Raw genomic sequence first — 13789 nt, 5'->3', positions numbered from 1 at the left:
AAATGCGGCTAACGCAAAAGCTTGGAATGGCTTTTTATGATGAGCTTGTCTCTGCAGGACAGCCATGCCCTGCAGGGACATGAAGTTGACGGCGGATTGGTGAGTGTCCATGTACGATCTTGAATGTGAGAATCTAACCAAGCTGTTTGGCCGCCACCGTGCGGTGAACGATGTTTCTTTTGAAGTGCCGCGCGGCTCGTTCTTTTCGATTTTGGGCCCTTCGGGCTGTGGCAAGACAACCTTGATGCGGATGATTGCGGGCTTTGAGACACCCGCAAACGGCGATATTTACATCAAGGGAAAATCAGTTCTCGCAACACCGCCCAACAAGCGTAGCGTCAAGATGGTTTTTCAGCATCTGGCGCTGTTTCCAATGATGAATGTTGGTGAAAACATTGCCTATGGCCTGCATTGCCAGGGCGAGAGCAAGGCCGAGATTGGGCGCAAGGTGACCGCCGTTCTGGATCGCGTTGGTCTGCCCGGTGTTGCTGAAAAACAAATAGCACAACTTTCAGGGGGGCAAAAGCAACGTATTGCGATTGCCCGTTGCATGGTGCTGGAGCCGGATGTTCTGCTTCTGGATGAGCCGCTTGGTGCGCTGGACCTGAAATTGCGTGAGCGTATGAAGATTGAACTGAAATTGTTGCAGAGTCAGTTCAATACGACATTTCTTTATATTACGCATGACCAGTCCGAAGCGCTGATCATGTCCGATAATGTGGCTGTCATGAATGCCGGGCGTTTCGAGCAGATCGGTTCGCCAGAGCAGCTTTACAACAATCCAAAGACCGGCTTCGTTGCCGGATTTGTCGGTGACAGCAATCGCTGGCTTGGCCGGGTTGTTGATGTGGCTGGCAAGGCTGCGCGCATTGATCTTGAGCATGGTGGCCAGATTGTCGCCACGCTCAATGACGATGCGGTTGCCGCAGGCATGCAGGTCGAGGTTTTTGTCCGGCCGGAAACAATCTCGCTTCGCTCCGACAATCATGAGGGCAACCGCTTGTCTGGTGTGGTTGACAGTCTGCTTTTTAATGGTGCCAACAGCCGTGTTCTTGTGCGGACCGGCCATGGCGATCTGGTTGAGGTCAGCCTTGCTGTGATGGATGGATCAAGCCCGATCCGGCCCGGAGATGCAGTCGATATGGTCTGGCAGCGCGAGCATTGCCTTTGCTTTGCTTTGGCGGGGTGGAACGATGCGTCTTTCTGATACGGGCAAGCTGTCGATCATTCTTTTGTTCATGCCATTCGTGCTGTGGATGGTCCTGCTGATTTTGCTGCCGCAATTCGGCATCGGCTATTTGTCACTGCGCGAAAAGCTGGGGCCGCGGGAATACAGCTTCGGCCTGGCTAATTATGCCGATTTTGTGCAGGAACCGATCTACTGGAACACTTTGCTGCGAACTGCCTGGATGTCGATTCTGGTAACGGGTCTGGCGCTTGTTACCGGTTTTCCCATTGCTTATTATATCGCCAAGATTGCCAGACAGCATTCGCGTGCGGCCTTGTTTTTGATGTGTCTCATTCCGCTGTGGGTCAGTGATCTGGTGCGCGCATTCGGCTGGATCGTGCTTTTGCGCGAGACCGGGCTGATTTCAGGCTTTTTGCAATATCTGGGGCTGATCAGCGGGCCGATCGAATTTCTCTATAATGACATTACTGTGGTGGTGGGGCTGGTCTACACCGTTGTCCTGTTCATGATCGTGCCACTGGTGTCGACGCTGGATGGCATGGACAATTCACTGCTGGAGGCGGGTTACAATCTGGGTGGTTCGCGGTTCACGGTGTTTCGCCGTATTGTCGTGCCCTATGCCATGCCCGGCATTGTTGCCGGATCGATCATTGTTTTCATGCTGACTGCGGGCAGCTATCTGACCCCTATTCTTCTGGGTGGCAAGAACAGCATGTGGTTCACAGAACAGATCTATGAGCAGTTCGTGACCCGCTACAATTGGGAATCGGGAGCGACGTTTGGCGTGTTGCTGCTGACCTTTACGTCTTTTGTTGTCTGGCTTGGCTTGCGTGTGACCGGCCAGAGTCTGGCCTCTACAGTAGCAAAGGATTAAAGCAGATGAATGTTGCTGCACCTCAGTCACCTTTGCTGCGCTGGATCTATGCGGGCTATGTGGTCGCCTTTTTTCTTTATCTGGCTGCGCCGCTGGCTGCTGCTGCTGTCTTTGCCTTCAATGACTCCTTGTTTCCGGCGCTGCCCTGGCAGGGCTTTACCCTTGACTGGTTCTTTGGCGCCTCTGCGCCAAAGCTTGGCATGTTTTATGACCGTCGGCTCATGGAGGGTTTGTGGAACTCCTTGCTGATCGGCCTCATTGTTTCTACGCTGACGGTGACTGTGGGCACCTGCAATGCGTTCCTGTTTGAGCGCAAGCAGTTCCCCGGCAAGAGCATGCTTTATGTGTTGATGATTGTGCCGCTGGTCATTCCCGGCGTCATTCTTGGTATTTCTATTCTTGTCTTTGCCAGCATGATCGCCAATGGCGTGGAAGAGTGGTTTGGTTTTGAGTGGGATTTTCTGCGGCCGGGTATGTTCCTGATTGTGCTTGGTCAGTTTTCCTTCATCGTGACAATCACCTCGCTGGTCATTGCTGCGCGGTTGCGCAAATTTGATGTGACGCTGGAGGAGGCGGCCCTTAATCTGGGGGCGTCGCGGCTGCGGGTGCTGCTGACAGTGACGCTGCCTTATCTGATGCCCGCCTTGTTTTCAGCTTTCGTTGTTTCTTTTCTGGTGTCTTTTGAGAATTTCAACACGACACTGATGCTGGTCGGGTCTGATGCTCCGCTTACAATCACCATGTATGACCGCATGGTAAAGGTCGGATCGACGCCGGTGCTGAATGCCGTTTCGGTATTTTTAATGATTGGCTCGGGACTGCTGGCTTTGCTCAGCATTGTCGTGCAGCGGCCAAAGGAAAAATCTTCTTAAAGCGTGTCGCGATTTTTCAAGTTCATGCGACCCGCTTTAAGCCTTTGTTTTTACGCATGTCTTTATCCCGAGACTGGTTCTCAAGTCTCGGGGGATAGGCTTTAGAGCATTTTTTGTTTTCGTGGAACGGACAAAATACTCTAATCGAGAGCTTGTTGCACAATGGATTCCACCCAATCGGCCGCTGAAACACCGGCCTCTTTTGCCTTTGCCTCGATCGAGTTCATCACCAGTGGTGGAAAATTGACTTCAAGGATAATCGCCTCAGTGCTATCCAGTTGATAGACCATGCGGGTCATGCGCAGGGCGAACTGGTTGACCTTTTGCGTCTTCTGGGCATCTGAAAGCCCGGTTTCATTGGCAATTGTCGGGCAGTAGGCCGCAATCAGGGTATCGACAATGATTGGCATGCTCACGCCTTCTGCATGAAGCGCTGTGAGCGCGGCTGTCAGCGCTGTGCGGTCGTCAAATGCCGCTCCAGTAGGAAGTGCAGCGGCAATTATTGAATTATGCGCGGTTTCCAGTGGCTGAGTTGGGCATTCAAAGGCTGCGCGGGCAGATATGGACCAGGGCAGGACAAATGCCAATCCGGCAATTGTCATTTTGAGCGGGTGTTTGCAGATCATGATTTCACTGAGTGGTAAGGATTAAAAATTCACCTGAGTGTTCAGGCTGTCTTCTTCAGAAAGGCGCAGTCTGTATTGCAACTTGATCGGGAATTCAGTCATTGTTCTTTTTTGCCCCATTGTCAGGCTGAATGCTGATATCCACCAGATTCTGACCTGAGGTCATGCTGCACTTTTTCAGAGGTGATGATCCAATTTAAGACATTGTTTTCACATTTATATTGATTCAAAAGCGGGTTTGTCATCCGGGATAGGGGCATGAGCGAATTCATGAATAATTTTCCCGTCATCACGATCTTTACAATTACTACCTTGGATTGCAATCTGATATTTGGTAGCAAAAGATAGTGCGCATGCCAAATCATAATTTTGCGCCGTCGTGGTCTGACTGAAATCAGGGCTTCATTCTGAATGGTTCAGCTTGTGATTGGCCAATCCGTTTCCAGCCATGGAAAAAAGATGTCTTTCTTTTCAAGTCCTTCCTACGCTTTGTTTGGCGCTTTTTTCCCGGCATGGATGCTTTATGCATTTATTGCGCTGGTTGTGACGGTCATGGTCCGCGCGCTCTTCATTCGTGTTGGTATTGATGATGTCTTGCCATTGCGGTTGGTGACCTACACAGCCCTTGCTTTTGCCTTTGCCAGCGCGCTTGCGCTTATCGCAGGCAGTTGATTGATGCCGGGGCATGATGCTTACGCCAAAAAATCCGTCAATACCCTTGGCGTCGGGGTGACGGGTTTTGTCATCGTGCTGGCTGTTATTCTGGTCAGTCTTCATCTGTGGCAGTCGCGCCAGAACCTGCTTTCTGAAGATGCGGTGATCAGCGCCAATTTCGTTAATGTTGCCGCTGGTGTGGCCGGGCGTATCCAGTCGATTGACGTTGTGGAAAATGAGCGGGTCAAGGCCGGGGACCTTTTGTTTTCCATTGATCCAAAGCCGCTTCAGTTGCTTGTTGATCAGACCAGAGCCGATCTGGAGATTGCCCAGGCAGCCCTTGCCGCACAGGCGCGCAGCCTGAAGGCAGAGACACAGAATGCGGCAATTGCCGATGATCAGATCATGCGCGCCAGAACCAATCTTGCCCTGGCGCAGGCAACATTGACCCGTCTGGAAGCGTTGCGCCCTCAAGGCTATGCCTCGCAGCAGCAGGTCGATGATGCGCGCACATTGCGTGATGATGCGCAGGTAAGTCTCAGTCAGGCGCTAAAGCAGGCGCAGGCCGCCAATGATCTGGTTGGAACTCTGGAGAGTTCGCAAGCGCTGGTGCGTGCCCGGCAGGCCGCTTATGCACTGGCGCTGCACAATCTTGAAAACACGAAAGTCACGGCTCCATATGATGGTTTCGTGGTTGGGCTTTTTCATGCGCCGGGCCAGATTGTTGCACCCGGCCAATCACTTTTCATCCTGATCGATGCGGCAAGCTGGTATGCCTCGGCAACGTATCGAGAGACAGATCTGGAGGGCATTGCAGTTGGCGATTGCGCCACTGTCAGGATATTGGCTGACAGTTCTGTGGCGGTGCAGGGCAGGGTTGAAGGCATTGGCCGCGGTGTCAGCAGCGAAGAAATCCTCAATGTGCCGCGCAATCTGCCTTTTATTCCCAAATCGCTGGACTGGGTCAGGATTGCCCAGCGTTTTCCGGTGCGCATCAAGCTCATTAATCCGCCAGATGATCTTGTCCGTGCGGGTGCTTCTGCTGTTGTGAGTGTGCATCATGGCCAAAGCTGCTAATTGGCGCTTCGGTGATCGCCGCCATGCCGATCGGGAGTTGTGGCAATCGCTGGGCGAGACATTTGCCGATCTTGCGCCCTTTCCGGGGCGACTGGCGACGAGCTGGCGCGTTGGGGTGGCGTGTGCGCTGGTGGCTGGCGTCGCCATGATGTTTCATATCCCGGAATCGGCCATCAGTTGCTATCTCGTGATCTTTCTCGTCAAGCAGGACGGGGCTGAAAATATGCTTGTCGCAACAGCGGCAGTGTTTGCCATCACCCTTCTGGTGGCCTTGATGATCCCGGTTCTGCAATCGACGATTGAATCGACATGGGTGCGAATCCTGACGATGGTGGTTGTTTCCGTCGTCTTCATTTTTCTTGGTGCAGCCACCAGGCTTGGCGAGGGCGGCAGCATTGTTGCGCTCATTATCGCTTTCATCCTGACACTGGTCAGTGCTGTGCCGATCAATGGCGTCATTTCCACGGGGCTGCGTTTTGCCTGGGAAATGGCAGTGTTGCCGATGTTCGTCATTGCCGGTTTCAATCTGTTCTTTGGCCGCTGGAGCCTGACGCTTTTGCGCGAGGAACTGCATCAGCGCCTGCTTCTGGCACAGCAGGCCCTGCATGGTCCCGACCCCGAAACAGGGCTGGCCCTGAGACGCAAACTTGAACAGGGCAATGATGAGCATGACAAGCGCGTCATGCTGGTAAAACTCTTGCACCAGACGACGCGGCAAAAGGCTGACAGGATGAGCAGGGATGTCTCGGCCTCCTACCAGTTGCTTTATGCGATTTCGGCCCTGCCGGAAACTGCGCTGGACAAGGCACGCGAACGGTTTTCAGCAATGATTGCGGCGATGGTGCAAGCGCTTGAAGAGGGGCAGCCCTTTGCCGAGTTCGTTGAAGATGATGTGCCCGGTGATGGCGAGGGAACAGCGCAGATGGCGGCGATTATGCAGGCGCTGCGCACGATCACCGGGACCGAGCCGGTGATTTATGAAAAGGGCAAAAATGACAGCTTTGTCGCGCCTGATTTTCTGTCCAATCCGCGTTATCTGCAATTTGCTCTGAAAACGACGCTGGCGGCGATGCTGTGCTATCTGTTTTACTCGGCCATCAACTGGCAGGGCATCCATACCGCAATGGTTACCTGCTATGTGGCGGCGCTGGGCACCACGGGTGACACTATCCACAAGCTTGGATTGCGGATTGGCGGCTGCCTTGTCGGTGCTGCCATCGGCCTTGGGTCGATCATCTGGCTGACACCGCAGATGGACAGTGTTGGTGGCCTGATGGGGCTGGTGTTTGCCGTTGGCTTGTTGTCGGGCTGGATTGCTGCGGGCAGTGAGAAGATTTCCTATGCCGGTGTTCAGATCGGCCTTGCCTTCACGCTGACGGTTTTGCAGGACTATGGCCCGGCAACCGATCTTTCAACGGCAGGCGACCGGATCATTGGCATACTCGTTGGCAATTTTGCCGTCTATCTGACCTCGACCTTCATCTGGCCAACGCCGGTTAGCGTCGATATTCGCAATCTTTTGGGGAAGGTGAAGGCTGGAATTGCAGAGCTTGCTGCAACACCGCCCCAACAGCGGATGCAGAAAATTGCAACCGTCAGCGAAAATGAAAAATGGCTCGGCAATGTGCGTTATCTGCTTTATCTGGTGCCATTCGAACCGCATTCACTGCGGCTGCATGTGCGGGAAGAAGAAGAGTATAAGCGCCTCATCCAGATGCTCGCCCAAACTGGCAGGGATGTCTATTTTTCTGCTGAACCACCCGCCTTGCTGGCGCCCCCGCAAGCTGCCCTGACGGATGGTGCCCTATGAGAATGCGCTGGCTGTTTCCTGCTGCTCTCATTGCGCTTGCTGTTACAGGCTGTGCAAACGAGGCTATCGAGCGGGCATCCTTGTCACCGTCAAAACCATGGGTGGCGCAGGCGCAACCACGCAAAACCGGAGGACCTGCCGATTTTTCTGTACCGGCTGAGCCAAAACTGGCGCAGATTGCCAACCCGGTCCTGATTGATCCGGAGCACGCTTATGATCTGGCGGGACTGATTGATATTGCGCAGCGTTCCAGTCCCGCAACACGCCATGCGTGGGAAGTGTCGCGTCAGGCAGCCCTTGCCTCGGGCATGGTCGAGGCAAGTTTTCTGCCGCTGATTACCGCAAGCGTGATTGGCGGTGTGCAAAAAAACAGCACACCTGTCGATGTGCCACTGGTTGGCAGAGTTGATGTCGAAAGCACATTGAAGGGTGTTACCCCGGTTCTGGCGCTGCAATGGCTGGTGTTTGATTTTGGTCAGCGCGCCGCTTTGAGCAAGGCGGCGCGCCAGGTTTCTTTTGCCTCGAATGTTACATTCAATGCCGCACATCAAAAGCTGATTTTTGATGTCACGCGCCGCTATTACGAGCATGGGGCGGCGATTGAAGGCCATCGGATTGCGGCGCAGACACTGGCCAACAGCAAGTCGGTTTTGCGGGCTGTTGAGGCGCAGCTTCAACAAGGGCGCGCCACGGCTGTTGAACTGGCTCTGGCGCGCCAGCAACTTGCCCAGTCAGAGCTTAGACTGGTGCGGGCAGGTGGCCAGCAACAGGACAGCTATCAGGCACTGCTTGGCGCGATGGGGGTCAATGCGACAGTCAGGCTGAAGGTGGCGGCGCCAAACCGGCGTCAGCTTCCGGCCCGGTTTGATGCGCTTACTCAAACGGTTCTGGAAAGCGCCATGCAGCGCCGCCCTGATCTTCTTGCAGCCTATGCCGCGCTGAAAGCTGGCGAGGCGCAGGTGGAGGCGGCAAAGGCTGGCATGATGCCGAAAATTGTCGTTGCCGGAACGCTTGCGTCAAATTCCAGCCGGTTCCATGCCGGCAATCTTTCCGACATTGGCAGTTCGACAGCGCAAAGCAGTGTGCTTGTTGTTGCCAGTGTTCCGCTGTTTGACGGTGGTTTGCGTGCAGCACAGGTAAAGACTGCGCAAGCCGGCGCTGCGGCGGCAGCCGAGACATTCCGTCAGGTTCAACTGGCCGCGATTTCAGAGATTGTGATTGCGTCCAATGTGCTTGAGACAACTCTGGCGGCCAACAAGGCGGCGGGTGTTCTGGTCCAGACATCCGCCACCGCTTTTGATGCGGCACTGGAAGCCTACCGCAATGGCCTTGGCACAATCGTCATTGTCAATGAAGCCAACTCGGCGCTGCTCGATGCCCGCCTGACCAAGGCCGATGCGGAAGTCGCGGTGCTGATTTCCGCCGCCAATCTTGCTTTTTTTACCGGCGCGCTGACATCAGTTGACAAGATCCCCGGTACAGTCATGGGGAGATAATGTGGTGGAGGCGGTTGCTGTAAAATACTGGATCATCGGGGTGCTGATTCTGCTTGCCTGTGCTGTCGCGCTGGCATTGTGGCTGCTTATGCGACGCAAGCAGATCTGGTCAGGCAGCATTGCAGCCCATATTGCTTTTGTCGTCACCATCTGTGCGCTGATCCTGCTTTTGCGCCAGCTTGCCTATAGTGTCGCCTATGATGTCAAATCTGTCTGGGTGACAGACAAACAGATCGACATGGCTGCGATTATAGCTGTGGCGCTGCTGTTGATGTGGCAATCGTTCCTGCTGATTAACCGGCTGACCCATAATCAGATCAAAAAGGGCAGCGATCCGACCTCGGCGCGGTTGATTTCACGAATTCTCAAACTGGTTATTTTCCTGATGCTGGTGCTGCTGTTTGGCGAGCATTTCGGCATCGGGTTTTCCGGTCTGCTGGCCTTTGGCGGCCTTGGCGGTATCGCCATTGGCGTTGCCGGCCGTGATGTGTTGAGCAATTTTTTCTCCGGGGCGATTTTGTTTTTTGACCGCCCCTTCAATATCGGGGACTGGATCTCGTCACCTGACCGGCAGATCGATGGTACGGTGGCGGAGATCGGCTGGCGCAGCACCAAGATCATCACTTTCGACAAGCGGCCACTTTATGTGCCCAATGCGCTGTTTTCGACGATCAGCATCGAAAATCCCAGCCGCATGACCAACCGGCGCATCAACACGACAATCGGCCTTCGCTATGAAGATGCCGACAAGGTGGGCGATGTTGTCAATGATATCAGAATCATGCTGAAAAACGACATGCGCATCGACCAGAGCAAGGATCTGCTGATCTTCTTTGATGCCTTTGCAACATCGTCGCTCAATATCATGGTCTATTGCTTTACAAAGACAACGAAATGGGCGGAGTGGCTTTCTGTCCAGCAGGATATTTTTCTCAAAATCATCGAGATCGTTCATGCGCGGCAGGCTGATTTTGCCTTCCCTTCCCAGACGGTGTTTCTGGAGAAGACGCAAGACTGATGCGTGTGAAAGCCTGTCTTTCGAGACTTGAGAACCAGTTTCGGGACGGTATCTTTTAAATTGAGTATTTTAAATAAATTCTACTTGTAGTTGTAATTCTGATCGTGCATTCTTTCATGAGAGTCGCTGGTTTTTAAACAACCATTATTGTGAAGGGATCGGGCATGAGCAGCAAGGCCAGCATCAATCATCACAGCGCCATTGATGATGTGTATGCCTCGGCTGAACTTTCGGGCTGCCTGCCAAAGGAAAAATTTCCAGAAGCCGAGCGTGACCCACGCAATGTCTATGCGGCGGTGCGAGATGAACTGATGCTGGACGGCAATTCGCGCCAGAACCTTGCCACTTTCTGCCAGACATGGGTTGATGAGGAAATTCGCGATCTGATGGATCTGTCGATCGACAAGAACATGATCGACAAGGATGAATATCCCCAGACTGCCGAGATTGAGGCGCGCTGTGTGCGCATGATTGCCGATCTGTGGAATGCGCCGGATCCGAACACGGCCATGGGCTGTTCAACCACAGGCTCGTCGGAAGCGGCCATGCTGGGCGGGTTGGCGCTCAAATGGCAGTGGCGTAAAAAACGTCAGGCTGCTGGCAAGCCGACCGGCAAGCCCAATATGATCTGCGGCCCGGTCCAGATCTGCTGGCATAAATTTGCCCGTTATTTCGATGTTGAACTGCGTGAAATTCCCCTCGAAGGCGACCGCCTGATCATGAGCCCGGACGAGGTGCTCAAACGGGTTGATGAAAACACCATCGGCGTTGTGCCCACCATGGGGGTCACCTTTACGTGCCAGTATGAGCCGGTAAAGGCGGTCAGCGATGCGCTTGATGTGCTGCAAAAGGAAAAGGGACTGGATATTCCCATTCATGTCGATGGCGCCAGCGGCGGCTTTCTGGCGCCTTTTTGTGCATCTGACATTATATGGGATTTTCGTCTGCCGCGGGTGAAGTCGATCAATACGTCAGGCCATAAATTTGGTCTGGCGCCACTTGGAGCAGGCTGGGTGGTGTGGCGGAAAGCTGCTGATCTGCCGCAGGAACTTGTGTTCAACGTCAACTATCTGGGTGGCGACATGCCGACCTTTGCGCTGAATTTCTCGCGTCCCGGTGGCCAGATCATTGCACAATATTATAATTTTCTGCGCCTTGGCCGGGCAGGGTATGCCAGGGTACACAATGCCTGTTATGCAACGGCACATTATCTGGCTGGCGAAATAGGCCGCATGGGGCCGTTCAGGATATTGTTTGATGGCGACCGCCAGAAAGGCATTCCGGCACTGGCCTGGACGCTGAAGGATGGCTGCAACACCTTTGGATACACGCTTTACGACCTTGCCGACCGGCTGCGCAGCCGCGGCTGGCAGGTTCCGGCCTATTCGATGCCCGCCCATCGCAAAGATCTGGTCGTTCAGCGCATTCTGGTGCGTCACGGTGTAAGCCGCGATCTGGCCAGCCTGTTGCTTGATGACATGAAACGCGCGCTTGACCATTTCAAGAGGCATCCCGCAAGCTCTTTTCTCAGCGAAAAGGAAGCGGGCAGCTTCAACCATGGTTGAAGCTTGCGTTGCCGCCCCCGGCTCCCTCCCTCGGGGGCGGCATTTTTCTTCCCAAAATACTTTAGAGCATTTTGAACAGGCCCTGCTTTACGCAAAGAGGTTCACATGGATTTCCTGACAAGCCTTTTTTCCTTCCTCACACATATGCTGGCCTATCAGCCATCCGGCGAATTTGTGATGGGCTGCACCGCCTTGCTGCTTCGCAGCACGGAAGGAAACGCCTATGCCGGGCGCACCATGGAATTGTCGGCGGAAATGCCTTACGTCGTGGCCAGCATGCCAAAAGGACAGGCACTTGCCTCGCAGGTTGATGGGCATGAGCCGCTTCATTTTACAACCAGATACGGTATCCTTGCCATTGCTGTTCCCTATCAGACACTTGATGATCTGAAGATCGTTGAGGGGCTGAATGAAAAAGGGCTGACTTTCAGCGTTCTTGCCTATGGTGGGGCATCGGGCCCGCGCAACAATGGCAAAAAGACACAGGCAATGCTGGCCGCCATTGATCTTGGCGCATGGCTTCTGGGGCTGTTTGCCAATATCGATGAGGTCAAGCAGGCCTTGTCACAGCGCAATATTGTGCTGACGGCGCTTGCGCCGCTGCATGGAGCAAAAACACCATTTCATTTCGTCGTGCATGATGCGTCGGGCGCATCTCTGGTCATTGAATTTTCCAATGGCGCGCAGCATGTCTATGACAATCCCGTCGGGGTGATGACCAATGGCCCGGATTTTCCCTGGCATTTGACCAATCTTGGCAATTACACATTTTTGAACAATCAGGACCGTTCAACCGGCCGGTTTGGAACACTCGATGTGGAACAGCCGGATGCCGGGATTGCCACTGCGGGCTTGCCTTCTTCCAACACCTCTGTCGGTCGTTTTGTGCGCGCGGCCTATTACGCGACCTATGCCGGGCAAACAGATGATCAAAACGCCATCCGCACGCTGGCGCATATCATGAACACTTTCGACCGCCCCAAAGGGACGACGCTAAACTCTCCGTCACTGTCCGGGCTTGATATTGAGGGGGCGACATCAAAGCCCGGCGAACAGGCCAGCGAATATACATCATGGACGGTGCTGGCTGATCTTGCCGGGAGCCAGATTTATATTCGCAGCTATGACGTCATCAATTTTATCCGGCTTGATCTGCGGCGATTGCTTGCCGCTGGCGAGATGAAGGTTGCACCGCTTGGCCAGCTTTCCGGACTTGCGACACTTGATGCGACAGATGCACTGCTTGGGGTCAGGACCTGACCTTAGAGCATTTTGCAGTCAGTCGGAATCGTCTGGCGTCGCAGAAATGCGGCTAAAACAAGAGATTAGAGCATTTCATCCGTTTCCATAAAAACAAAAAATGCTCTAAAGTACCAGCTATTGCGCCAACCAGCTTGCTGGTAAATCGTCCGGGCTGGTTCCGTAATCGCGTGTCAGATCGGCAAAACGGGGCCCGGCAGCGCAATTTTTTATTTCTTCCCCATTGTCGCTGCGATCAGTTCAAACGAGCGCAGCCGTTTTGCAGGGTCGAACATGTCGGAAATAATCATCAACTCGTCTGTGCCGGTGCGTGCAAGCAGGTTATCGAGCCCTTCACGCACCGTTGCCGGGCTGCCGACAACACTACAGGACAGCATTTGCATCACCTGTACTTTTTCCGTAGGCGTCCAGTAGCTTTCAATATCCTCGATCGGTGGCTGGGTAAGATTGCGCGCGCCACGGAAGATGTCGGTAAACGACATTTGCTGCGAGGTGGCGAGAAAGCGTGCTTCCGCATCTGTTTCAGCCGCTATGACATTGACGCCAATGAGCACATAAGGTTGCGACAATTGCTTCGAGGGCTTGAACCGGCTGCGGTAAACTTCCAGCGCCTGATCGAGCGCCTGCGGGGCAAAATGGGAAGCAAAGCCGTAGGGAAGGCCCAGTTCTGCGGCAAGATAAGCACCAAACAGGCTTGAACCAAGAATCCACAGCGGCACATTGGCTCCCGAGCCGGGCACGGCTTCAATGCGCTGACCGGCAACGGCATCAGCTAAAAACGCCTGAAGCTCTTGTACATCACTTGGGAAATTCTCCGCACTTGCCGGATCACGCCGCAAGGCGCGCAATGTCAACTGGTCGGTTCCCGGCGCGCGACCAAGACCAAGATCGATCCGCCCGGGAAACAGGGTTTCCAGCGTCCCGAATTGTTCGGCAATGATGTAGGGCGCATGGTTGGGCAGCATGATGCCACCGGCCCCCACCCGGATGCGTGTCGTTCCAGCGGCGATATGAGCAATGACCAGCGAGGTTGCGGCAGTCGACACAGCGGGCATATTGTGGTGCTCGGCCACCCAGATGCGCTCATAGCCCCATGTCTCGGCCTGTTGCGCCAGTTCTCTGGCTTCGTCGAGGGCCGCGCGACGGCTGCCCCCTTGCCGAACGCGGCCAAGCTCAAGAATCGATAGTTTTGTCAAAGATTTACTCCCTGAACTGTTGGCCCGTTATCTGACGGGTCATCATTGTCAGCGCATTAAAGCGTGTCGCTTTTCTTTCAGATTCACGCGACCCGCTTTATATCTTTATTTTTACGCATGTCTTTATCTCGAAACTGGTTCTTAAGTCTCGA

At 54.1% G+C, this 13789-nt stretch carries 12 protein-coding genes; 10 read left to right on the top strand and 2 right to left on the bottom strand.

Translation table 11 applies throughout. The features are described 5' to 3' along the window. Positions 1–109: 109 nt before the first annotated feature. Genes ACFPLB_RS15760 through ACFPLB_RS15750 form a run of 3 tightly spaced genes read left to right on the top strand, consistent with a single transcriptional unit; the run spans position 110 to position 2935 of the window. Complete coding sequence (locus ACFPLB_RS15760; protein WP_378231371.1) at positions 110–1207, top strand: ABC transporter ATP-binding protein; 1098 nt, start codon at positions 110–112, stop codon at positions 1205–1207. Beyond that, positions 1194–2063 (top strand): ABC transporter permease, encoded by an 870-nt coding sequence (locus ACFPLB_RS15755; RefSeq protein ID WP_378231369.1) that lies wholly within the window; start codon positions 1194–1196, stop codon positions 2061–2063. Before ACFPLB_RS15760 ends, ACFPLB_RS15755 begins: the two co-directional genes overlap by 14 nt. 5 nt (positions 2064–2068) lie before the next feature. After that, on the top strand, positions 2069–2935 hold the full coding sequence (locus tag ACFPLB_RS15750; RefSeq protein ID WP_378231367.1) for an ABC transporter permease: 867 nt from the start codon (positions 2069–2071) through the stop codon (positions 2933–2935). Between the two features lie 140 nt (positions 2936–3075). On the opposite strand, the gene ACFPLB_RS15745 is transcribed toward ACFPLB_RS15750, so the two are convergent. Further along, positions 3076–3561, bottom strand: coding sequence for a hypothetical protein (locus ACFPLB_RS15745; RefSeq protein ID WP_378231365.1), 486 nt, complete (start codon positions 3559–3561; stop codon positions 3076–3078). 459 nt (positions 3562–4020) lie between these two features. Here ACFPLB_RS15745 and ACFPLB_RS15740 point away from each other — a divergent pair, with 459 nt between their 5' ends. The 7 genes from ACFPLB_RS15740 to ACFPLB_RS15710 all read left to right on the top strand — a co-directional run bounded on the left by ACFPLB_RS15740 (position 4021) and on the right by ACFPLB_RS15710 (position 12441). Then, positions 4021–4233 (top strand): YtcA family lipoprotein, encoded by a 213-nt coding sequence (locus tag ACFPLB_RS15740; protein ID WP_378231362.1) that lies wholly within the window; start codon positions 4021–4023, stop codon positions 4231–4233. Positions 4234–4236: 3 nt separating this feature from the next. After that, entirely contained in the window at positions 4237–5292 is a 1056-nt protein-coding gene (gene mdtN / locus ACFPLB_RS15735) for a multidrug transporter subunit MdtN (protein ID WP_378231361.1), read from the top strand. Beyond that, a complete protein-coding gene (locus ACFPLB_RS15730; RefSeq protein ID WP_378231359.1) occupies positions 5276–7102 on the top strand; it encodes an FUSC family protein in 1827 nt (608 codons plus the stop codon). The genes mdtN and ACFPLB_RS15730 overlap by 17 nt, the downstream gene beginning before the upstream one ends. Continuing rightward, positions 7099–8598: a TolC family protein gene (locus ACFPLB_RS15725; RefSeq protein WP_378231356.1), complete on the top strand. Its 1500-nt coding sequence runs from the start codon at positions 7099–7101 to the stop codon at positions 8596–8598. Before ACFPLB_RS15730 ends, ACFPLB_RS15725 begins: the two co-directional genes overlap by 4 nt. Before the next feature lies 1 nt (position 8599). After that, positions 8600–9616, top strand: coding sequence for a mechanosensitive ion channel family protein (locus ACFPLB_RS15720; RefSeq protein ID WP_378231354.1), 1017 nt, complete (start codon positions 8600–8602; stop codon positions 9614–9616). 164 nt (positions 9617–9780) lie between these two features. After that, a complete protein-coding gene (locus ACFPLB_RS15715; RefSeq protein ID WP_378231351.1) occupies positions 9781–11181 on the top strand; it encodes a glutamate decarboxylase in 1401 nt (466 codons plus the stop codon). 105 nt (positions 11182–11286) lie between these two features. Continuing rightward, complete coding sequence (locus ACFPLB_RS15710; protein WP_378231349.1) at positions 11287–12441, top strand: linear amide C-N hydrolase; 1155 nt, start codon at positions 11287–11289, stop codon at positions 12439–12441. 209 nt (positions 12442–12650) lie between these two features. Here the strand turns inward: ACFPLB_RS15710 and ACFPLB_RS15705 are convergent, their stop codons facing one another. After that, entirely contained in the window at positions 12651–13637 is a 987-nt protein-coding gene (locus ACFPLB_RS15705; protein WP_378231346.1) for an LLM class flavin-dependent oxidoreductase, read from the bottom strand. Between the last annotated feature and the right edge of the window lie 152 nt (positions 13638–13789).

The organism is Aquamicrobium segne, from assembly GCF_042656785.1.
In the GTDB taxonomy this organism is placed as follows: domain Bacteria; phylum Pseudomonadota; class Alphaproteobacteria; order Rhizobiales; family Rhizobiaceae; genus Mesorhizobium; species Mesorhizobium segne.
The sequence above is the reverse complement of the archived record's forward strand: the minus strand, read 5'-3'. Positions and strand labels throughout refer to the sequence as shown.

What these genes read in the sequence shown, in the direction of transcription:
- ACFPLB_RS15750 (WP_378231367.1), top strand. Translation starts at nt 2,069, where the DNA reads ATGAATGTTGCTGCACCTCAGTCACCTTTGCTGCGCTGGATCTATGCG.
- ACFPLB_RS15760 (WP_378231371.1), top strand. Translation starts at nt 110, where the DNA reads ATGTACGATCTTGAATGTGAGAATCTAACCAAGCTGTTTGGCCGCCAC.
- mdtN (WP_378231361.1), top strand. Translation starts at nt 4,237, where the DNA reads ATGCCGGGGCATGATGCTTACGCCAAAAAATCCGTCAATACCCTTGGC.
- ACFPLB_RS15725 (WP_378231356.1), top strand. Translation starts at nt 7,099, where the DNA reads ATGAGAATGCGCTGGCTGTTTCCTGCTGCTCTCATTGCGCTTGCTGTT.
- ACFPLB_RS15745 (WP_378231365.1), bottom strand. Translation starts at nt 3,561, where the DNA reads ATGATCTGCAAACACCCGCTCAAAATGACAATTGCCGGATTGGCATTT.
- ACFPLB_RS15710 (WP_378231349.1), top strand. Translation starts at nt 11,287, where the DNA reads ATGGATTTCCTGACAAGCCTTTTTTCCTTCCTCACACATATGCTGGCC.
- ACFPLB_RS15740 (WP_378231362.1), top strand. Translation starts at nt 4,021, where the DNA reads ATGTCTTTCTTTTCAAGTCCTTCCTACGCTTTGTTTGGCGCTTTTTTC.
- ACFPLB_RS15715 (WP_378231351.1), top strand. Translation starts at nt 9,781, where the DNA reads ATGAGCAGCAAGGCCAGCATCAATCATCACAGCGCCATTGATGATGTG.
- ACFPLB_RS15755 (WP_378231369.1), top strand. Translation starts at nt 1,194, where the DNA reads ATGCGTCTTTCTGATACGGGCAAGCTGTCGATCATTCTTTTGTTCATG.
- ACFPLB_RS15730 (WP_378231359.1), top strand. Translation starts at nt 5,276, where the DNA reads ATGGCCAAAGCTGCTAATTGGCGCTTCGGTGATCGCCGCCATGCCGAT.